General features: G+C 48.3%; 18 protein-coding genes. 8 read left to right on the top strand and 10 right to left on the bottom strand.

Annotated elements, in window-relative coordinates:
• Positions 1-126: 126 nt before the first annotated feature.
• A complete protein-coding gene (locus ACO08K_RS07495; protein WP_421795771.1) occupies positions 127-1041 on the bottom strand; it encodes a RimK family alpha-L-glutamate ligase in 915 nt (304 codons plus the stop codon).
• Between the two features lie 277 nt (positions 1042-1318).
• Between ACO08K_RS07495 and ACO08K_RS07500 the strand changes: the two genes are divergently transcribed.
• From ACO08K_RS07500 to ACO08K_RS07510, 3 genes are all read left to right on the top strand, one after another.
• Positions 1319-2464 carry a DUF4105 domain-containing protein gene (locus ACO08K_RS07500; protein ID WP_421795772.1) on the top strand — a complete coding sequence of 382 codons (1146 nt, stop codon included), beginning with the start codon at positions 1319-1321 and terminating at the stop codon, positions 2462-2464.
• A 15-nt stretch (positions 2465-2479) separates the two neighbouring features.
• Complete coding sequence (locus ACO08K_RS07505) at positions 2480-3100, top strand: HAD family hydrolase (protein WP_421795773.1); 621 nt, start codon at positions 2480-2482, stop codon at positions 3098-3100.
• A gap of 146 nt (positions 3101-3246) precedes the next feature.
• Positions 3247-4641, top strand: a complete 1395-nt coding sequence (locus tag ACO08K_RS07510) for a hypothetical protein (RefSeq protein WP_421795774.1) — start codon at positions 3247-3249, stop codon at positions 4639-4641.
• A gap of 99 nt (positions 4642-4740) precedes the next feature.
• Here ACO08K_RS07510 and ACO08K_RS07515 read toward each other — a convergent pair whose 3' ends face one another.
• From ACO08K_RS07515 to ACO08K_RS07535, 5 genes are all read right to left on the bottom strand, one after another.
• Positions 4741-6984 carry a DUF5723 family protein gene (locus tag ACO08K_RS07515; protein ID WP_421795775.1) on the bottom strand — a complete coding sequence of 748 codons (2244 nt, stop codon included), beginning with the start codon at positions 6982-6984 and terminating at the stop codon, positions 4741-4743.
• 347 nt (positions 6985-7331) lie between these two features.
• A complete protein-coding gene (locus tag ACO08K_RS07520) occupies positions 7332-8855 on the bottom strand; it encodes a PH domain-containing protein (RefSeq protein ID WP_421795776.1) in 1524 nt (507 codons plus the stop codon).
• Entirely contained in the window at positions 8848-9366 is a 519-nt protein-coding gene (locus ACO08K_RS07525) for a PH domain-containing protein (protein WP_421795777.1), read from the bottom strand. The genes ACO08K_RS07520 and ACO08K_RS07525 overlap by 8 nt, the downstream gene beginning before the upstream one ends.
• A gap of 130 nt (positions 9367-9496) precedes the next feature.
• Positions 9497-10510, bottom strand: a complete 1014-nt coding sequence (locus tag ACO08K_RS07530; RefSeq protein ID WP_421795778.1) for a threonine aldolase family protein — start codon at positions 10508-10510, stop codon at positions 9497-9499.
• A gap of 137 nt (positions 10511-10647) precedes the next feature.
• Positions 10648-11760 (bottom strand): SPOR domain-containing protein, encoded by a 1113-nt coding sequence (locus ACO08K_RS07535; protein WP_421795779.1) that lies wholly within the window; start codon positions 11758-11760, stop codon positions 10648-10650.
• 293 nt (positions 11761-12053) lie between these two features.
• On the opposite strand from ACO08K_RS07535, the gene ACO08K_RS07540 reads away from it, so the two are divergent.
• Entirely contained in the window at positions 12054-14120 is a 2067-nt protein-coding gene (locus tag ACO08K_RS07540; RefSeq protein ID WP_421795780.1) for a ComEC/Rec2 family competence protein, read from the top strand.
• A gap of 18 nt (positions 14121-14138) precedes the next feature.
• Positions 14139-15083 (top strand): helix-hairpin-helix domain-containing protein, encoded by a 945-nt coding sequence (locus ACO08K_RS07545; protein ID WP_421795781.1) that lies wholly within the window; start codon positions 14139-14141, stop codon positions 15081-15083.
• A gap of 128 nt (positions 15084-15211) precedes the next feature.
• Here the strand turns inward: ACO08K_RS07545 and bshB1 are convergent, their stop codons facing one another.
• Entirely contained in the window at positions 15212-15943 is a 732-nt protein-coding gene (bshB1, locus tag ACO08K_RS07550) for a bacillithiol biosynthesis deacetylase BshB1 (protein WP_421795782.1), read from the bottom strand.
• A gap of 187 nt (positions 15944-16130) precedes the next feature.
• Complete coding sequence (gene mazG, locus ACO08K_RS07555) at positions 16131-16889, bottom strand: nucleoside triphosphate pyrophosphohydrolase (protein WP_421795783.1); 759 nt, start codon at positions 16887-16889, stop codon at positions 16131-16133.
• Positions 16890-16977: 88 nt separating this feature from the next.
• Here mazG and ACO08K_RS07560 point away from each other — a divergent pair, with 88 nt between their 5' ends.
• On the top strand, positions 16978-17181 hold the full coding sequence (locus tag ACO08K_RS07560) for a hypothetical protein (RefSeq protein WP_421795784.1): 204 nt from the start codon (positions 16978-16980) through the stop codon (positions 17179-17181).
• Positions 17182-17183: 2 nt separating this feature from the next.
• Here the strand turns inward: ACO08K_RS07560 and ACO08K_RS07565 are convergent, their stop codons facing one another.
• Both ACO08K_RS07565 and ACO08K_RS07570 read right to left on the bottom strand, forming a co-directional pair.
• The gene (locus tag ACO08K_RS07565; RefSeq protein WP_421795785.1) at positions 17184-17543 is read right to left on the bottom strand and encodes a CoA-binding protein; all 360 of its coding nucleotides are present in this window, start codon (positions 17541-17543) and stop codon (positions 17184-17186) included.
• A gap of 296 nt (positions 17544-17839) precedes the next feature.
• On the bottom strand, positions 17840-19138 hold the full coding sequence (locus ACO08K_RS07570; protein ID WP_421795786.1) for a pyruvate dehydrogenase complex dihydrolipoamide acetyltransferase: 1299 nt from the start codon (positions 19136-19138) through the stop codon (positions 17840-17842).
• Between the two features lie 116 nt (positions 19139-19254).
• On the opposite strand from ACO08K_RS07570, the gene recR reads away from it, so the two are divergent.
• Both recR and ACO08K_RS07580 read left to right on the top strand, forming a co-directional pair.
• Positions 19255-19866 (top strand): recombination mediator RecR, encoded by a 612-nt coding sequence (gene recR / locus ACO08K_RS07575; RefSeq protein WP_421795787.1) that lies wholly within the window; start codon positions 19255-19257, stop codon positions 19864-19866.
• A 65-nt stretch (positions 19867-19931) separates the two neighbouring features.
• Positions 19932-21872: a glycosyltransferase gene (locus tag ACO08K_RS07580; protein ID WP_421795788.1), complete on the top strand. Its 1941-nt coding sequence runs from the start codon at positions 19932-19934 to the stop codon at positions 21870-21872.
• Positions 21873-21939 lie beyond the last annotated feature (67 nt).

Raw genomic sequence — 21939 nt, forward strand, 5'->3', positions numbered from 1 at the left:
CGGGTTTCGGTGGTTTTTCAGGTCTAAGCGAATCTGAATGCTTCAAAAGTAAGGTACAAAAACTGAAATACCTATACCTTCAATACCGAAGCAGCACCGAAATCCACAATCCCAAATCCGAAATGCTTAGACGGCTACCTTTTTGCGCACTTTCCCATTGCGCAATGCAAGGACTTTTTTCTCCACAAAATCAAAAATTTTGCCTGCCACGTCCACTTGCGTATAGGTTTCAATTCCTTCCAGGCCAGGAGAAGCATTCACTTCCATGATCAGTGGGCCACGTTCGGAACGGAGGATGTCTACCCCGGCAATGTCCAACCCGACCGCTTTTGCCGCAGTACGGGCTACAAAATCCTCTTGCATGGTCAGTGGTTCCTGCTGGGCGCTGGCCCCACGGTGTAAGTTGGAGCGAAATTCACCATCGCGGGCCTGGCGCTTCATCGAGGCGACTACTTTACCATTGACCACGAAGGCACGGATGTCAGCACCTTTGGCTTCGCGGATAAACTCCTGGATGATCACTCTTTCGTTGAGGCGTTGAAAAGCCTCTATGGTGGATTCCGCATTGCGGTAGGATTCGGATAAAATGACCCCCAATCCATGGGTACTTTCCAGCAGTTTGATGACTACGGGAAGTCCGCCGACCATGGAAATCAGTGGGCCAATCGCTTGGCCATCACCTACGTATGCAGTTTGTGGAACGTCGATTTCCATTTCTTGCAAACGCTGCAAACAGCGGAGTTTGTCGCGCACCAGCAACAAACCTTCTGGCTTGAGGGTTGAAAAAACCTTCATTAAGCGCAGTTGGGTGAGCACCGAAGCGCCCATGAGGGTAAAAGAAGTGGAAATACGCGGAATGACTGCATCTAAATGACTGAGGGGAAAGTCTTTATAATACATCTCGGCCCGCCCTTGTTCCATCACCAAACTGCATTGTTTGTAGTCGATGAGCTCGATTTGGTGGCCGCGAGCTAGGCCGCAGCGCAACAGCGACTGAGTGGAGTAAACCTCCTGCGCTGTGGAAAGGATGCCTATTTTCATTGTTGCTTACTTGGAATATTCAATGGAATTATACTGAACTGTTGGAGGGCCTCCTACAGCGGGGCAATTTACAACTAAAGTGCATTACAGCAATTTTTAGGTCATTGTTTTGGACATAGTTTCGTCGATAAAATGGTTGAGGGAGGTTGAGGATACCGCAGCGACTTGGACAGAGGCAATGTCGCTGTGGTAAACTCAACCTTTCTCAACCTCCCTAAACCTTCTCTCAACTTTTCTCCTTACCTTGCTTCACGATTCATCCACAACCCTCATATACATGTATTTTCGCCTGATCGTACCCCTTTGTTTGCTGATGGGAACCTTTACTTTGCCCCTTTCAGCCCAAACCCAATTCAATTTTTCCGACAGTACCCGGGTCAGTTTGTTGACCTGTTCGCCAGGAGATGCGCTGTACAGTACTTTTGGGCACAGTGCAGTGCGGGTATACGATCCCTTGAGTGGCATGGACGCGGTGTTCAATTGGGGGATTTTTGATTTTGACACCCCTAATTTTTATTGGAAATTCATGCGGGGGAAATTGTTGTACCGAATGGGTGGGCAACGCTTCATTGACTTTTACTCCGAATACCAATACCTGCAACGCAGCGTGGTGGAAACACCTGTACTGCTACCCTTGGACGCCAAACGCAAGTTGCTCAGAACCATCGAGACCAATTATCTCCCTGAAAATCAGAAATACAAATACGATTTTTTCTTCGACAATTGCGCCACCCGCATTCGGGATGTAGTGGAGCGCGCGCTGCCGATCACCTACGCCGATACAAGTCGTACGATCAAACCGCTGCGCCGCCTGTTGGATGAATACCTGGTGGAAATGCCCTGGTCCGACTTTGGCATTGATTTGATTTTGGGGCTTCCAGCCGATCAAATGGGGACTTTTCGTTACGAGATGTTTTTACCCGATTATTTGGGCAAAAACCTGCCGCATGCCCGCTACCAGGGGAAAGCTATTACTGGGCCTGAGGTCAAACTTTTACCCGCTGCCCCTCTACCACCTTCTACTGCCCCAAAACCCCTATTGCTCATTTCCATCATCATGTTGCTTTGGGTAGGGGCTGGCTTTTTGAACTACAAATTACCCGTCAACATCCTGGATCGGTTGTTTTTTGTGTTGATTGGTTTTGCGGGGACTTTGATGCTGTTTTTGTGGTTGGGCACTGATCACCTGGCAACCAAATACAACCTGAATGTACTCTGGGCCAACCCATTGTATTTTTTTGCACTAGGGTCTTTGAGCAACAAGCGCAAAGTTTGGCTATGGATAATCGGGGGCTTGTGCGCCTTTACCTTGGTTTTTTTCCCATTTTCGCCACAACTTTTTCACCCGGCAATCATCCCTATACTACTCGCGGTGATGGTACGCTGCGCGCTGAAAATTCCATTGTTCAAAAAGCCCGCTTAAAATAAAGTTCACCCAATGCAATACCCATCTACGTTTGAAACCATCATCTTCGACCTCGGCGGCGTGCTGGTCGACTGGAATCCTCGTTACCTCTACCGCAGTATTTTTGCCGATGAGGCCGAAATGGAACGTTTTTTAGCTGAAGTCACCACGGGCCATTGGAACGAACAACAAGATGCCGGGCGTACCCTGGCCGAAGCCACGGAGACGCTCATTGCCGAACATCCTCATTACGAAAGCGAAATCCGGGCCTTTTACGGCCGCTGGACCGAAATGCTCAATGGCGCCTTGGAAGGCACGGTAGCAATCTTGGAGGAAATCCTGAAAAATGGCCGTCACCGGGTGTATGCGCTCACCAATTGGTCGAATGAAACCTGGCCCTATGCGCTGGAAATCTTCCCTTTTATGCATTGGTTTGAAGGGGTTTTGGTTTCAGGTGATGAAAAATTGATCAAACCCGACCCGGCGATTTACGAGTTGATTTTGGATCGTTACAACATTGAGCGCAGTACCGCTTTGTTCATCGACGACAACCACAAAAATGTAGTGGGCGCCTGGGCAGTTGGGCTACCAGCCATTCATTTTGAATCTCCGGAGCAGTTGCGGGGATTTTTGGTGGAAAAAGGAGTCTTATAGGCCAATCTTAAAAAAAATTGCTATTTTTACAACCATCCTTCACAAATGTAACATCTATAAAAAGCTTAAGGCTAAGCTATTTGATACTCTCCTCGTAAAAGACTAGTGTGTATTTTTCTACTTTTATCGTTAAACATACTTTGAGAATGAAAACTACTAACATCTTTCGGCTTCGCTCCTTTCTGCTTCGCTCAAGGACCGCCAGCATCTGCTTTAGTCTGGGACTTCTACTGGGCGTTATTGCCCTTTCATTGCCCTCTTGCGAGTTAGAGAGTTTTGATGACATTTATCCTGATCCTGCTGAGTACGACTCCCTAACGGTGACCACCACCAATGGCAAGTTTGACAAATTCAAATTGGATTCGGTTTACCTGGCAGATATCGTAGTGGGCATCAGTGGCAACGGCGATACCATTCGGTTTGTGAAAGGTGTCGACGGGCTCACATATTATTTTATTGCACCAAGCACTTTGCCTGTCGGTACCCACCAGGTACGCATCAATGCATTACGGACCTTGTTGAGCATCAAAATTGACACCTTGACTGGTTTGGGTAGCCAAACGGCTGACGCCATCATTTCCAACTATCTGCGCGACGAAGTAACGCCCAATGTCAATTATTTCAATCCGGCTACGCCGACCCTCGCGGCACAGTTGGCTAAAATCAGGGACACCACCCAGTTTTTGTTCAACACTCTGAACGCCGATCAAAAGCGCAGTGTAGCCATTACCCTTTTGGCCAATAAAAATTTCTTCAAAGACTTCAATACTGCATTGCGCAATTTGCGCTCGGTGCCCGTCAACACAGTAGGACCTTCTGCGGTTTGTACTGGCACGGATTACAAAACTTATTATCCTTGTTTGTTTGAGACATTGGGGTTGGCCTACAGCAGCCTGGAAGCGCATGGGCGATTGTTGGTAGCTTTCGCCAGAGCATTGAACGGCTCTTTCTTCTACATCAATACTGCTGGTGAATACCGTTTGCGGCTTACTTCCAATCCAGCTTTGGTAGCTGGTTTATTGCAATTTACCAATGTATTGCCCAAAGCCATGATTGTGGGTGATTTAGGCAATAAAGCCAACAACCGTACCTGGATTGTAGAGGCTGATTTTTCAAAGATTCCAGCTAATGATGTGTTCACTCACAACATCACCGATACCATTCCGGTCAAGTTGAGTTACCGCAACATCCGCGACACCGATGCTGGCTCGGCTTTAGTGGGTACCTATGTTGCTCGTTTTGCGGCATTCCGTAGTTGGTGGAATGGGTCGCCACTTTCGTTTTTCCCCGTTGCTCCAGCCTTGACTCCACAAACGGCACCTTTGGCACTGAATAATCTGGATGTATCTGCTACGCTAACTTTAGGGAGTAACAATGTGACTAAAGGAGTTACCGTTCCCTCTGTATTGGAGGATGGCTTCCGCGTACGTTTCAGGATTGATGCGGAAACGGCTCAGAATACGACGATTACCTTGTCGGTTTCTCATCAGGGATTTAGCTTTATGCACAATTTTAATGCGACGGTGAAACCGCAGAACTAATAACGAATTTTTCGAATGATGAATGACGAATACCGGGCTTTCCCAAAATTCGTCATTCGTCATTCGAATGATTCGTCATTCGAAAACTCGTCTTTCACCTTATTTCTCTTCCCGCAAAGCCTTTGCAGGCAAATACCCATTGTAACCCCGGAAGCTCACCAACCACCAATCTGCATTGGTTTTTTCTAAAATCTGTACCCGGTACCCGGCACCAACTTTAATCACTGTAGCGCCATCAGCCGAAGCAGTTGGTTTCAACTCAGCATTGGTTACCACCATATAGACGAGTAGTTTATTGCTATTGGGTTGGGGAGCAACGACATTGTTTTTAGGATCCGTTGCAACTTTGGTCTCGGGCTGGTTGTTGGCAGTAGTGTCAGCAGATGCCGCTGGTTTTTCAGCTGGCTTTTCTGCTGGTTTACTCACCACAGTAGGCGGCTCTACTGGTGCAACTTCGAGGTAAAAATCTTTTTTCAGCTCTGCTACACCCGCCAATTCATCCAAAGATATATTGGTTTCAGTAGGTTTAAAGCCATTTTTCTTCACCACTACACGGTACTCCCGGTTGCGTTCCATCGGCGCCAGGATGTCGATGCCTGGGTTGCCCCGCACATAGGCCAATATTTCCCGGTCGGATTGTTTTTGGTACAGTTCTACGGTTACCCCGGTCATTATTTCTTTGCTGCTTGCATTGTAAGTGGTGCCACGCAGGTTCACCCAAGGGCGCAGGGTTGGTGCAGCAACAACGACAGGGGTGCTAACTGGCGCAGGAGTGGTTTTCACCGGTTTAGCGACTGGTTCAGGCCGTTCTTTGGTTTTGGCCACCGTCGTTTTTTCCTTTTTCACTTTTTCTGGCCTTACCTTTACCTTTTTTTGTTCGCTTGAATCTACTGAAGCGATCGAGGTACTGTCTGCCAGGGTGCTGTCCTGCATAGCCACATCGGTTTTGGTTTTGCCTCGTCCAAAAACCAGGTTGATGCCTACATTGAGCTGAGCGTTGCGGGCATTGCCCAGGTTGACAACGGAAGCAACGTTATCTGACGCAGCATAAATTTGTAAGGGACCAAGGTTGATGGCAGCACCTGCACCCACTTGAAAGCCGATTCCCTGCACTTGCGCGAGGGTTGCCCCCACTTGTAGCACCCGGCCTACATTAGCCCGACCATTGAGGGTAAAGTTCCAATAATTGAGGCCATCCATCCGCTCCAGGTTGACCATTGCTCCGGCGGTGAAGGTTTTATTAAAATGGTAATTCCCCCCAGCATAGACATACATGGGCAAAGGGGACTTGATTTTCCCGAGGTATTTGGTCTTTTCCGGAGTGGTTACAAAGTCAATGACCTTACCTAGTGCTTCTTCAGCTTGTTCTGGCTGATTGGCGTAAAAATCGAGGTATTTGGTGCTGTAGCCGTATTCGGTGAGGTTGTTTTTCCAGACGATTTGGCCCAAATTGACCAGGCTTGCAAAAACTTCAATTTTATCGTTGACCCGGTACTGGGCGCCTAAATCAACTGCAAGTCCCTGATTGCCTGTTCCTTTAAGGTAAGTCCCAATACCCTGGGTCGAATCAAAGGCAGCAGGTAATCCGGCCAAAAGTACCCCTACATTGCCTTCCAAGCCGAGAATGCCCTGTTGATAATCACCAACAATGCTAAAATTCTCGTTGCGGGTCCAGGTACGACCAACACCAATTGCCATTTTCGCCCGCAGCCCGGCGCTAAGTTTACCGGGGATAATTTCATGGGTGTAGCTGGCTCCTAAAGTCCGATGGTGGTTAAAATTTAAAAAAGTACCGTTCACCGTGTAACGGCGGGGGCCGTTTTCAAAATCTTCGGGCGTAAGCCCTTGAATTTCATCAAAAGTGGTAAACAAGGATTTAGCATATCCCAAAAAAGACTGCACATGTTCGGTGCCCTGGATGCCGATGTAGCCCTTCCCCAATCGGAATCCTGCATCCAGAATGGTGGTATGAAAATCGAAACCAAGGGTGTTGTAAGGTCCGATTTGATTGATGAAATCGGAAAAATCCGTCTCAAAAAAAGAGCCATCTGGGTTTTCACCCTGGTCTTCAAAATTGATGTTTTTGATGTCATTGGCGGAAAAGCCACTGCTACTTGCCCCCAGGTTGATGTTGCTAATCACAGGCAAACTGAGGTGAAAATTGTAGTCAGGCATCCGTCCAACATTCATCGTTTGGGATTGCGGCACGCCGGGCAGGTTGTACAGTGCTAAATTGCGTTGAGCCAGCAAAGGGGCCAAACCAAATACAGACACCGTTAACCATAAAAAGCAGAGGCGACTCATGCGTGAAGAGGCATAGTCATGGGATGTAAATTTTCTCATAGTAGTACATTTATAAATAGTGCGGTATGCTACCGCTGAAAAAATGCAATGCTATTCTTGTTTTGCTCAACAAGTCGGTACTTAACGAGTAATTTTTTCAGCTCCAGGCTCAAACCCGGGCTGTTCGTCGTGAGGATGTGAAGGGCGCTCTCCAGTGTTGAGCTTTGATTTTCAATGAGAAGTATGGGTAATAGTTGTATCAAAAAAACTTGTTAAAGGTAGAAAAAAGGCTGGAAAGAACCAAACAGGAAATAAAAAATACTCATAAGTTGAGGAGTTGAGAAGTTGAGGCTACCGCAGCGACTTAGACTAGGTCGCGTCAAAATCGCTGCGGTAGCCTCAACTTCTCAACTTCTCAACTCCTCAACTTTCTCAACCTCCTCAACCCCTACCTCTATTTTAGCCAACACATAATCCCGTAAGGAATTGACCATTGACAAGGGTAGACTTTCGATTTCAACCTCGCCGGAAGCCGTATAAAAAGTTAGGTCGGCTATCTCGTAACGTTTTTCTACCAGGGATTGCTGTATTTCAAGTCCTTGAACATTGGACCATAACAGTAATATTTGGGATTGGGTAAAAAAACCAGATTTCACCCACAGGCCTTCCTCACTCAGCCCGTATTTTTTCCGCAGCAACAAATTCCATTGCCACCAGGCCGTAACAGGTAGCCACAACAGGGCAATAGTCAACCAAAACCAGTTGAAATCAGAGATGGTTTTTACAACCAAGCCTGCCAGAGGTAAAAGCCCCAGAATGAACAAACGTTGGCGGAAATACAAGCGATGTGGAGGATACCAGCTCCACTGCACCTGATCGTATTCTGGATAATAGGCCGCTTGTACTGTAGCAATTTGATGGGGATAACAACCCGGCACTTGTAAGGTTTGTTTGCCCCTCAATTGGTGCCCGGCGGCCTGGTAAAAGCGCAAATTGTACATGCCCCAAAGGCGCTGCAGAGGATTGGAGCTCCAGCGCAGGAACTGGATTTTGGGCAAATAAGCGGCCTGTTCCCTGCGGGTAAACAAACCTGCTTCCAGGCGAAAACCTTCGCCCGTTTGGACAAACCGCAGGTTGTAAAACCGAACGATCGTCAAAGCCAGGGTGGCGATCACTGAAACGAGCAAAAAGAACACAATGATCCAGAGGGCAAAAGTCCAAAAGAAGTTAAAGGTCAAACCCCATTCCTCTTCCAGGTATTTGTAGGCGGATTTACCCAAAATGGGTTGAATTTCCCGAGCAAAACTCGCTAGCAAGCCAAAAAGAATACCCGCAGAACGCAGGTGATTTTGGCTAAAGCCAATCCGTAAAAGTGCGCCCAAATCAAGCCTAAGCAATTCGATTTCGGGCTCTTGAGTTTCCTCCGTTTCCTGATCCGGTGAAACTTTGACATTTTCTTTTTTCCAGCGCAAGAGATAGTCGCGCAAGATTGTCGCCTTATCGCGGTCCAAGGCGGTGAGGCTAATCTCTGAGCCTTTTGCCCCCGTGGTATCCATCTCTACACTCACCACATTGAATAAGCGGTGCAAAAAAGTCTGTTGAAAAGTGATGGTCTGAATTTTGTCCAGCGGCACACTCAGTCGGCGACGGGTAAAACCTCCTTTTTCCAAAATAAACTCGTCCTCATGGATGTAAAACCGCGTGCGAAAATAAGTCAGCAGAGACCGAATCACCGAAAGAATAGTAATGCCAATACCGACCCAAACCCAAAACTGGCTGCTATTGGCTGAGCGCCTCCGCAACAACAACAGCAAGAGTAATGGCCAAAACTGGCCAATCAACGAACGGATCAGGCGGGCCAAAATCAGCAAAATGGCTACTGGGGATTGCCGGCTCGGCTGGAGATAAAAAGGGGTGCCGCTTTCACTCATCACTCCCTACTTTTTGTGTGATGAATTGCTTGATGCGCTCTGCCTCCTTGTAGTCAATACCTGAAATGCTTAAATCGCCACCACTATCTCCGGCAGTATACACGCTGATCCCCCCAAGGCCAAAAGCTCGTGCCAAAGGCCCCTGCTCGATTTCGACGTGTTGCACCCGGTTGTAAGGCACGGTGAGTTGGGTACGTAGCCAGTACCCTTTGGTGTGGATGATGTCTTTTTCCCGCACGGCGTATCCTTCGCGGTAAAATCGTTTACGTGCCATCCAGAAAAAGTACAGGGCCTGTAAAATCCAGGCACTAAAAATAAAAATCCAGGGCCACTGCTTTTTGAATACGCCTCCAAATAGGAAGACTCCAATCAAAATCAACAACATAATCCCTTGCGTAATGCACCAGCCAATGGTGCGCAATTTGAGGGCTTGAGGCGGCAAACGTTGAAAGTTAACGTCCTCTACGCTAGGTAATTCATTGATTGCGATCTGTGGGTTTTCAAAAAGCATGGGTATGGGTTTATGTAGAGTTGAGGAGTTGAGAGGTTGAGGAGTTAAGGCTACCGCAGCGATTTTGACAAGGTTTTTGTCTAAGTTCCTGCGGTAGCCCCAACTTCTCAACCCCTCAACTCCTCAACCTTTAAACTTTGGTAACTTCCTCCAGCACCTGATCAATCATGGACGCTGTAACATCCAGATGGGTTACAAAACGTACGGTTTGTGGCCCAAAGGCAGAAGCACTGATGCCTCGTTCAGCCAAATGAGCCAGGTAACTTTCCGCGGTCCAGGGTGCCTTGAGGTCAAAAATGACGATATTGCTTTGGACAGGGCGAACAGAATCGACGTAAGCTTGTTTGGACAGAACTTCACCTAAACGTTTCGCCCGGTCGTTGTCTTCCTTCAAACGCAACACCTGATGATCTAGTGCATAAATGCCTGCGGCAGCCAAAAAACCCGCCTGGCGCATTCCACCTCCCATGGCCTTCCGCACCCGCCGGGCCTGACGGATAAAAGCTTGTGAGCCAATCAGCAATGAGCCAACCGGAGCTCCCAGCCCTTTGGACAAACAAACAGAAATGCTGTCAAAAGCTGCGCCCACTGCCAGCGTACTTTCACCCGTTTCTACCAAGGCATTGAAGATACGCGCTCCATCCAGGTGCAAGGCCAAACCCCGTTCCTGGCAAACCTGCTGAATGGGGCGAATTTCATCCAGCGTATAAAAACTGCCTCCACCCTTATTGCAAGTATTTTCCAAGACCACCAGCTTGCTAATGGGCAACCAATCGTAAACGGGTTTGATGGCCGCGGCTACCTGCTCAGCAGTAATTTTGCCATTGGTTCCTTTGATCAAATTGACGCCAATACCGGAATTAAAGGCGTAACCTCCTACCTCGTATTGATAAATGTGCGAGTACTCATCGAAGATGACCTCATCCAGGGGTTGGGTGTGTACTTTGATGGCAATTTGGTTGGTCATGGTCCCTGATGGGCAAAAAAGCGCGGCTTCTTTGCCAAACATAGTTGCAGCTTTGGCCTCAAGGGCATTTACGGTAGGGTCTTGACCAAATACATCGTCTCCCACTTCGGCTTGCAACATGGCTTGCAGCATTCCGGGAGTTGGTTTGGTTACTGTATCTGAGATAAGGTTGATCATGGAAAGTAAGGTTGAGGGAAGTTGAGGGAGGTTGAGAAGGTTGAGAAGGTTTAGGCTGCCGCGAGCGACCTAGACAAGGTCGTGTCTAAGTCGCTCGCGGCAGTCTAAACTTCTCAACTCCTCAACTTTCTCAACTTTTATCTTTTTATAATAATCGCCCCCGAATCAAACTTCCTGCGCACCGTGCTGAGCATGGCATTGAGTTCAGCGGGGGTGCTGTAGGTGAATTGAACGCCCACCCGGGTGAGGTCTCCATTGGCTGTTTTGAATGGGGTCAAACCAGCGGCTGTGATTTTTTCCACCAACTTGGCTACATTGGCCTGGTCTTTAAAGGAACCGATAGCAATGATGCCCGTTTTGTCGCCAACAGGGGCTGGAGCAGGAGTTGTAACTGCTGGTTTTTCTATTACCTTGGAAGGTGTTGTAGTTGTGTTTTTAGGCGTTGTTGTGCTGGGTTTAACTTCTTCCTCTTCATCTCCTTTGTCTACAATCGCACCTTGTTTATCGCTGGTCAATGGTTGCTTTTGTTCTTTGGGCACTTCTTCCGCAGGGAAGTCATTTTTGTAATCTTCTTCCGAAATGGGAGGGGGTACGTTGACCTGGGTTTCGTTGGAGCTGGTTGCTTCGTCCAGGGGTTTGCGTAAGATGCTAAACAACAGAAGTACTACCACGACCGTGGCTAAAACACCCACCAGAAGGACATTGTCCCTCAACCAATGATTGATCATTCGCCCTAGTGAAACGGCAGAAGGTAAGGGCCCACTACTGCGTTGGTTCTCTACAACCAAAGGTTCCTCCACTGCAGGCAGTATTGGTTCAGGCTCAGGAGCAGCGATTGGGTAAACTTTAACATCGGGTAAGCCGTGAGATTCGGTATTGAAATTGGTGACATCGGGTAAAAATTGCAGGTTTTGCTCGAAGTCCCGATAAAGGCGCCCCAAGTTGGGAAAAGACACAATTTCACGCCGATCCAATACTTCCCGGATTTGACTGACGTAATTTTGAACCAAATCAGTGGCCGTGTCAAAAGTGACCCCATAAGATTTGCCAATGGTGTCGATCAACAGACCATCGTCCATTCTCAAATTATCGTCAAAAGTAATGGTTTTAGCTGGCGGTGCCACTGTACCCGACACCTGATCCACTACCGCAGATTTGTAAGCGCCAACAAAAGAACCCAGGCCGGGCAGGGAGACGACATCGTGTTCGTACAATAACTCCACGATGTGTTTGCTAATATCAATTTCCATAATCGCTTTTGACTTTAGTAACGCAGAAAAATTAACTTCTCGATTTGGGTTTTGAATAGGCAGTCGAACGGTTCATTTCAAGTGAGCTTCCTATTCAAAAGCCTCTAAAAAATCGGGAAGTAATTTTTTGCATCATACTTAAAGTGGTAAATGTAAAAAAATAAAAGCAAGTTATGATTTTTCCCGCAATTGGATTACTTTTGAATTGCTTGCCTTTTGAATGATTTTACACCAACTTTCTTTTTGTCTTCCTCTGATTGTTCTTGCTGAGCACCCTGTAAAGTATTTATGCTATGAATTGGCGTACCTTGCCCATGCCCAGGTTGCTAGTGCCCTTGGTATTGGGAATCGTGATTGGGGATTGCTGGCAGCTTTCCTGGCAAGAGTTTCAGCAATGGTATTTCTTGGGTTTTGGTGGGATTACTTTATTGTTTTTGGCCATGGCTTTCCGGCCCAACTTCAGGGCCAGAGCCTGGTTCGGGGGCCTGATTTTCCTGGTTCTATCGTGCCTGGGCCTTTTTAGAATTGAACAAACCCAACAATGGAATCGAGCTCCTCATTTTTCCTGGCAAGCAGTGGGCGATTCTTGTGGTATCTGGGGAAAAGTGCTCGAAGCACGCCCCGCAGCGAACAGTTTACGGGTGCTGTTGCAAGTAAAGGCCAAAGCAAGGTTGGGAGTAAAAAAATGGCAAGCGGCCAAGGGCAAACTGCTGGTTTATTTAAAAGTTGATACAAACCAAGTTTCCCCCCAAAACGGCCAACACCTCTACCTTAGCGGCCTGATCGACACAGTCAAAGCACCGCTCAATCCTGATGCTTTTGATTTCAGGGCCTACCTCGCCAGACAAGGCGTATATCACCAGGTTTTTGCCCCAGCGGATTCCTGGCGAATCGACAGTGCACATCAACACCTTCCCTTTACCTTGATTTTGCAGGAATTTTGCTTGCAGGCATTGGAAAAACATCTACCGAGCGGCGACACCTATGCCGTTGGTGCTGCACTAATCATGGGTGAACGCAGCCAACTTTCGCAAGAGATCAAACAAGCTTACAGCAACAGCGGTGCGGTGCATGTGTTGTCGGTTTCGGGCTTGCACGTGGGGGTTCTGGCGATTGTGTTGCGTTTTTTATTTGGGTGGTTCGCCCATCATAAAAGGGCTCAAAAGTTAGGCTTGTTACTGGAATTGGGCAGCATCTGGCTTTTCACTTTGTTAACCGGGGCTGCCCCGGCCACTTTGCGCGCAGCGGTAATGTTTTCCATGATCATTGGTGCCAGAGCGGTGGTAAGGCAATACAACATCTGGAATATTTTGGCAGCCTCGGCTTTTGCACTCTTGTGTTGGCAACCCAATTTGTTGTGGGACATTGGATTTCAGTTGTCTTATCTGGCCATTGCAGGCATTGTGGCTTTCCAGCCCTGGGTTTATGACCGTTGGTCTGCACCTAATATTGTGTTGGATTACATCTGGAAACTGACCAGTGTAGGCATTGCTGCCCAACTCAGTACTGGACCTTTGAGTATCTATTATTTCCACCAATTTCCCTTGTTCTTTTGGTTATCGGGCTTGGTGGCGGTGCCTCTTTCAGGGCTGGTACTGATGCTAGGTTTATTGCTTTTTTTGCTGGAGGCGCTGCACATTCCAGCTGAGTGGATCGGCCAAATCTTGGCCTGGTCGATTCAATTGCTCAATGGTTTGATCGTGGCTATTCATGAATTGCCGCAGGCAGTAATCAGTGGTTTTTGGTGGAATGCCTTGGCTACGCTGGGTATGTACGGGGTATTGGCCTTGGTTTGTGTGGCATTGTATCGCCGGAAATTGCGCTGGTTGAATCTGGCTTTGGGATCATTGCTGCTTTGGGCTCTGGCGCATTGGCCGGTTATTTTTAGAGCACAAGCTCAGCGGCAACTGGTTTGCTACCATATGCCTAAGGCTTCAATGCTGGACTTGATTCAGGGGCGCGAGGTGCTTACTCTTTCCACTGCCGACAGCATCCCAGCATTAATGGCCGCACAAAACCACCGCTTTCACTTGCAACTCCAAAAGGAGCATCAATTGGGTTGGCAAAGCAGCTTTCGTTGGGGGCCAGTGGTGCTTCAATCTGGCTGTTTGGTTTTTGGCAAGTATACAATTGGCCTGGTTGGGGAAAACGAAAGCCCTCCTCTCCTACCCTATGACTACTTATTGATCCACAACAATCCGAGAATTTATCCAGAAGATATTCGCAGGGAAACCAAACTCATCATCCTCGATGGCAGCAATCGTTTCGGGACCCGGCGCTGGGTCAAAAAACTGGCCACTGAATTGGATATCCCCGTACACGATACGGCTGAGCAAGGTGCCTGGATTTTGAATCTATAAATTGTAAAAACTACAGCTATGAAAAATTTTCTCGACTTCTTTTATTACACCAAAACCGAACGCAAAGCCTGCGTTTTGCTGCTCATTTTATGTGTCGCAGCTTTTGTATTGCCTGGACAACTGGATTTTTCCCAACACTACGATCTGACCACCCTGGCAAACGCCCCCAGGCCAGTACAAGCAAAAGTAGAATGGAAGAAGCCTCGATATGGGAGTTATACCAAAAGCAAGTACAAGTACGGCACTCGCTACCCCAAAAAAGAGGCCAAAGTAGTGGCTTCTTTCTCCATTTTTGACCCCAATACAGTGTCTTTGGATGAGCTCCTTAAAATGGGGTTAAACAAACGCAGTGCCAGCATCTGGGTCAAGTACACCTCCAAAGGTGGTCATTTTAAAAAAGTGGAGGATGTACTGAAAATTTATGGCTTGCCAGAAGGTTGGTTTGCCCAAGCAAAATCTTACATCCAAATCCAGGCAAAGTCTGATCTGGAGGCGGGAACGCCTGAAAAAGCCAGTTACAGCTCTTTTGAAGATAAAAAATTCAGCAAAAAAGGCGCTCAGCCTTGTATACCCATTGATGTCAATACAGCCGATACCGCCGCCTGGCAATCACTGCGGGGCATCGGAAAAGTGCTCGCCAATCGCATCATCAAATTCAGGGAAAAATTGGGCGGGTTTTATCAAGTTGATCAGGTGAAAGAGACCTTTGGCTTGGCCGATTCGGTGTTTCAAAAGATCCGCCCCTGCCTGCAACTCAATACTCCTACACTGAAGCCACTGTTGATCAACCAAGCGAGTTTTAATGAATTGGCTAGCCACCCTTATCTGGGTTTTAAGGCCGCTAAGGCAATTATGAATTGGAAGGATCAACATGGGCCTTTTGGGAAAATGGAGGATTTGGAGGCGCTGGTGGCCCTGGAGCCAGGGAAGTTGGAGAAGTTGAGGCCGTATGTGCAGTTTTAGGCTACGTAAAATATCGTAGAGACGCACGGCTGTGCGTCTCACACCTTGCGTCAACATTGTGAGACGCACGGCCGTGCGTCTCTACAGCACCAGAGCCTACTTCCAAGCCTAGAAACTGATTGACCTCGTCACACTAAATCAAACAAGTCCAAAACCCCCGGTGTCCGAGCCACATTGAATCCCTCAGCATACTCAAAGCCAGCATCGCGACCAAAGGACCTTCCCTTCGCCCGCATAAAAGCCATAAAGTCTTCCCCGGAAATCGGCGTGCTCAACTCCTGCGTATATTCGGTAGCACTGGGCAAGAAAAATTGCGAACGGAAAGTCAGGATCAGCTCCATCTTTTTTTCAAAATAATCACTGATGTCCACGATAAAATCAGGCTGCATGTTGCGATCCTGAATATAGTGGTAAACAGCTTTGGGGCGCCAGCGTTCCTGGGGATTCCCCTTTTCGTCAAAAGTCTCCACCTTGGCTAAGCCCGCATAAAAACAGGCATCGGCGGTGAGTTTAGCAGCGCGGCCATGGTCGGGATGGCGATCGTCCAGGGCATTGGCCAATACGATTTCTGGTTGGCAACTGCGGATGACCTGGATGATCTTTTGGATGTTTTCAGGGTTGTATTGGAAAAAGCCGTCGGCCATGTCCAGGTTGATGCGGAAGGCTGCGCCCATGAGTTGGGCAGATTCGTTGGCTTCGCGGGTCCGGATTTCGGCGTTGCCTCGGGTGCCGAGTTCGCCACGGGTAAGGTCGAGCAGGCCTACGGTTTTGCCTTGGGCGATGTGGCGGAGTATGGTGCCACTGCTGGAAAGTTCTACGTCATCGGGGTGAACGCCGATGGCAAGGATGTCGATTTTCATACAGGCTCTTTTTTTGTCGGGGCCAAAAAACCCACGGATAAATCCATGGGTTGGGTTTTATAGTAGCCTCCCACGGATAAATCCGTGGGTTGGCGATATCTCTTGGGCGGTGGAAGGCCAACACACTCACACTTTCACACTTCACACCCACACCCATTCTTGCGGATAAATCCGTGGGTTGGCGGAGTTAAACCCGTTTCGCAGCTTCCCAGAGGAGGTCCATTTCGGCCAGGGTCATATCGTTGAGGTCTTTGGGGGCGTGGGCTTCAATGTATTCGAAACGTTTTTTGAATTTGCTATTGACCCGTTCGAGGGCAGTTTCGGGGTCAATTTTGACGAAGCGGGCATAATTGATGAGGGAGAAGAGGATGTCGCCAAATTCTTCCTCGCGTCTTTCCTGGGACATGTCTTGCTCCAGGGTTTCTTTAAACTCCTGGATTTCTTCCTCGACTTTGTCCCACACCTGGCCGGCATTTTCCCATTCAAAACCTACCTGTTTGGTTTTTTCCTGCATGCGGTAGGCTTTGACCATGGCGGGCAAGGATTTAGGTACTCCCGCCAAAACCGATTTTTTGCCTTCCTGCAATTTGAGTTGCTCCCAATTCCTTTTGACATCTTCCTCGTCCTGAACCTTTACATCGCCGTAGATGTGGGGGTGGCGTTTGATGAGTTTGTCACAAACGGCGTTGAGGGCATCGGCGATATCGAAACTTTGTTGCTCGTCTCCAATTTTGGCGTAAAAGACCATGTGCAACATCAAGTCACCAATTTCTTCCTTGATGCCATCGATGTCTTCTTCCAGGATGGCATCGGCCAATTCGTAGGTTTCCTCAATGGTGAGGTTGCGAAGGGTTTGGAAGGTTTGTTTGCGGTCCCAGGGGCATTGCTCGCGCAATTCATCCATGATGGTGAGCAGTCGGGCAAAAGCATCGAGTTTGTGTTGCATGGAGTGTTTTTTGAAAAAAAATGGGAAGTGTGCGCAAAATTAAACCTAATTTGCAGAAGAGAAGTTTAATTGAGGTAAATTTCAGAGCATGGAACTATTGAAAACTTTTTTGGCAGCCTTCACGGTTTTTGGATTGGCTTTTGTGCTGCTCAATATTCGGTATTGGTTTACAGGCAAGGAATTCAGGGGTACTTGCGCCAGTAATTTTAATGCAGGGAAAGGGGAAGGGCAGGTGTGTTCGATGTGTGGCCGAAAGCCGGATGAGGCATGTGGGATGCCGGAGGTGAAGTAAATTTAATACTGCCCCACCGACAACATTACCAGCGTACACGCAAATTCCGTCTCAATCCCCTTCTCTTTAGCCAATCGTACCAATTCAAAATTCTCCGTCCCAGGATTAAAAATGATCCGTTTCGGCTGCAAGCCTAATATGTAGTCGTAATATTCTTTTTGCCTTTCTGGATTCAGATAGAGGGTGATGGTATCGATCTCCTCGGCCTGAGGCTGGCCTTTTTGAATGTCTACACCAAAAATAGTGGCTTCGCGCAAACCTACCGCCACCACTTCGTGTCCTTTGCTTGTCAATCTACGAATGGCGTCATAAGAGACCCGGGCGGGGTTTTCAGAAGCGCCTAGAACAAGAGTTTTTTTCATTTTCCTATGGTCAATTGCCAAAATAAAACAACCAATATCCAAACGTTTGAGTCCAGATATTGGTTGTAGCTTTTCACGCAACTGGGCATTTTGCTCGGAGGACATCAATTGCCACGTGCTTTAGCGCGTGGTTCGGGTTTGCCTTTTTGATCGGGCTTTAGCCCAACCTTAATTTTCGAGCTAGGGCTAAAGCCCAAATCCGAGAGGCTCCTCTGCCCCCAGGCTGAAGCCTGGGGCAATTGATGTCCTCCGAGCAAAAGTCCAGTAGTCTGGTCGCTTTTTATCCAAAAGAAAATTTACACCAGCAGCTTGATCGGCTCCTCCATAATTTCCTTAAAGGTTTGCAGGAATTGTGCGCCAGTAGCACCATCCACTACCCGGTGATCGCAGGAAAGGGTCACTTTCATGATGTTGCCCACCACGATTTCGCCATTTTTCACGATTGGTTTTTCAAAAATCCCGCCTACCGCCAGGATACAGGCATCGGGTGGATTGATGATGGCCGTAAATTCGTCGATGCCAAACATACCCAGGTTAGAAATGGTGAAGGTATTGCCTTGCATTTCATCCGGTTGCAGTTTGCGTTCTTTCGCTTTACCCGCCAGGGCTTTCACCTCGGTATTGATTTGGGACATGGTTTTCATGTTCGCATAACGAATCACGGGAACCAGCAGGCCATCTTCAACCGCTACGGCTACGCCAATATTGATGTCCTTGTTGTAGCGGATTTTATCGCCCAACCAGGAAGAGTTGATCGCAGGGTGTTTGGTCAAAGAAGCAGCTACCGCTTTAACCACGAGGTCGTTGAAAGACAACTTCACTGGAGACACCTCGTTCAGTTGTTTGCGCATTTCGATGGCCCGATCCATGTTGATTTCAATGGTCAGGTAAAAATGCGGCGCGGTGAACAAGCTCTCACCCAAGCGGCGGGCAATCACCTTGCGCATTTGAGACACGCCAACTTCTTCGTAGTTGTTGCCACCCGAATTGAAAGCAAATGGCGCGCTGGCCGGTGCTTCCGCCTTAGCCGTAGGAGCAGGCGTTGGAGTAGGAGTGGCGGCTGGAGTAGGCGTAACTACCGCTGGGGCAGCACCCTTACCTTCCAGGAATGCTTCTACATCTTTTTTGACAATGCGGCCCTGGTCACCAGAGCCGGTCACTTGTTCCAGGCTTACACCCGTTTCTTTGGCGATGCTTTTCGCCAGGGGTGAAGCTTTGACGCGGCTGTCTTCTGAGCTCGCAGCAGCAGCAGGTGCCTCGGCCGCAGGTGTAGCTACTGGGGTGCTTGGCTGACCATTGGCAGCAGCCGGAGCGGCAGCGCCACCATTGGCAGCGGCCAATGCAGCTTGCCAGTCTTCGCCAGCTTGTCCGATGACAGCGATAACACCATCGATAGGCACAGGGCCTTCTTTAACCGCTATATGCAGGATAACGCCTTCTACAAAAGCATCCAATTCCATAGTGGCTTTATCCGTCTCCACTTCTGCCAGGGTTTGGCCTGGTTCAACGTGGTCTCCCTCTTTTTTCAACCAACCAATGATATTGCCCTCTTCCATCGTATCGCTCATACGGGGCATCCGGATGACTTCAGCCATAGGTTTTGCTTTTTGTCGTTTAAGTGAATTAGTAAATTCGCGACCAAATTTACAGTAATACCCAAAGTACACCAATTTGTTCAAAGAAAAATTTATCCAGTGCTTATCTTTACCCAATGAACTTTTCATCCAAGCTACTAGAAGAGGCTGTTAACGCCTTTGCCAGCCTGCCGGGAATCGGCAAAAAAACGGCATTGCGTTTGGTTTTGCACCTGGTCACCCGGGAAGTCGAAACGGTTGACCAATTTGGCGACGCCATTGTAAAAATGCGCCGCGAGATCAAATCCTGCAAAGTGTGCCACAACCTCTCGGACGAGGAACTGTGCAACATTTGTCGCGATCAACGCCGCGACCAGCAGGTTATTTGTGTGGTCGAAAGCATTCGCGATGTGATGGCGATTGAAGATACCGGGCAATACCGGGGAATGTACCACGTTTTGGGAGGGGTGATTTCACCTCTGGAAGGGGTTGGCCCAGGAGAATTGACAATAGATTCACTGGAGCAACGCCTGGCGAGCGGAGAAGTCAAAGAAGTCGTGATGGCCATCAGCCCGACGATTGAGGGCGAAACCACCATTTTTTACATCTCCAAACGATTAAAAGACCTGGACCTGAAAATCAGCACCATTGCTCGTGGGGTTTCCTTTGGGGGAGAATTGGAATATGCTGATGAATTGACCCTCGGGCGGTCGATTGTGGCACGGGTGCCGTATCAGCGGCAGGAGTAGTTAAATTTTACTTTGCAGTCCAACAGCCGACAGCTCAAAGCTGATGGCTGACTGAACCCTCTACCATGACCATCATCATTGTCAACTACAACGTCAAATTTTTTCTGGAACAAGCCTTGCTGGCGGTGCGCAGAGCAGCCCGGGGTTTGGAGGTAGAGATTTGGGTGGTCGACAATGCCTCCCAAGATGGCTCGGTGCAAATGGTGCAAGAGAAGTTCCCAGAGGTCCATTTGATTGCCAATGAGCGCAATGTAGGCTTTTCACAAGCCAACAATCAGGCCATTCGCCAGGCTACAGGCGAATACATCCTGCTCCTCAATCCCGATACAGTCATTGCGGAAAACACCTTACAAGTTTGTGTAGATTTTATGGAAAAACACCCACAAGCTGGAGCGCTGGGGGTCAAAATGATCGATGGCTCGGGGTCCTTTTTGCCTGAGTCCAAACGGGGCTTCCCCTCTCCTTTTGTCGCCTTTTGTAAAACCTTCGGCTTGTCGCGTTTTTTTCCAAAATCCCGCCTGTTTAATCGTTACCACCTGGGGTTTCTAGCTAAAGATAAAAATCATGAAGTTGATGTCCTTTCCGGTGCCTTCATGTTCATTCGCAAAGCAGCCCTGGACAAAGTAGGCTTGCTGGATGAGCAGTTTTTTATGTACGGTGAAGACATCGACCTTTCCTACCGCATTCAACAAGGCGGGTTTAGTAACCATTATCGGGCCGATACCAGCATCATCCATTATAAAGGGGAAAGCACTAAAAAAGGTAGTGTCAACTACGTCCGCATTTTTTACCAGGCCATGATCCTCTTTGCCCGCAAACATTTTCAAGGGGGGAATGCCCAGGGCTTTGTTTTGATGCTGCAAATGGCGATTTATTTACGTGCCACGTTGACCTTAATATCCAACTTTTTTCGCCGCGCCTGGTGGCCATTGCTCGACGGATTGGCCTTGTATGGCGGTTTGAGTTTTTTAAAAAAATTCTGGGCCATTTACCATTTTCACAATGCGGAACATTTTGAAAGTTCTTTCCTCTATTTCAATGCCCCTTTGTACACGGGGATTTGGTTACTGGCCTTGTTTTTTAGTGGTGCTTACGATCGACGCACCAATCTTTGGCAAGTGGTGCGCGGCATCTTGATTGGCACGGTGGCTATCGCTGCGATCTATGGTTTTTTGGATCTGGTGTACCGCAGTTCGCGGGCTTTGATTGTATTGGGTACCATTTGGGCGCTCGTGGCTGTTCCGCTCCTGCGCGCCTTGATTAGTGCGCTGGGTCGGGGAAATTTCAGTCTGGAAGAACAAGCCGAAAAACGCCTGGCCCTGATCGGCTCCATTGAAGAAACCCGCCGGGCTGAAGCCATTTTACGGGCCATTGGCTCCCGCAAAAAAACGATTGGCCTCATTGCTCCAGAAGCAAATCCTGCCGAAGCACACCTTTATCTGGGGGATCTGCAAAGCTTGGCTGCATTGACTGAAATGTTCCACCTGGACGAGGTCGTTTTTTGCAGCAAAGACCTGGCTCATGCCCGAATTATCGCCACGATGGAAAGTCTGGGTAAACAACTCAACTACAAAATTTTGCCCGAAAACAGCGACAGCATCATCGGTAGCAGCCACAAAGACCTCAACGGGGAATTGTACCGGGTAGATGCTTCGTACAACATCGCCCATGCAGAAAATCGCCGGAACAAACGTTTATTGGATCTGGTCCTGGCCATAGTGTTGTTGCCCAGTTTCCCGATAAGTATCTTTTTGGCCAAACACAAACAACGGCTCTGGGCCAATGCCTGGCCAGTGCTGGTTGGTCAAAAAACCTGGGTTGGGTACTGCCAGGCGGAAACAACCTTACCGAAACTTAAACCTGGGATTTTGACGCCAGCGGACATCACCCATGCAACTCCACTCCCTAGTTCTACGATGTACAAATTGGATCAACAGTATGCCCGGGATTATCGGATGGGTGAAGATTTACGGATATTGTGGGGGTATTGGAGGAGCGCACATTAGCAACTCACCAGGCAGTTCCGTTATCAAGTGTCGCCCTTTCGCAAGGCAACGATTTTTTTGATTTGGC

Source organism: Haliscomenobacter sp. (genome assembly GCF_965225875.1).
Classification (GTDB): domain Bacteria; phylum Bacteroidota; class Bacteroidia; order Chitinophagales; family Saprospiraceae; genus Haliscomenobacter.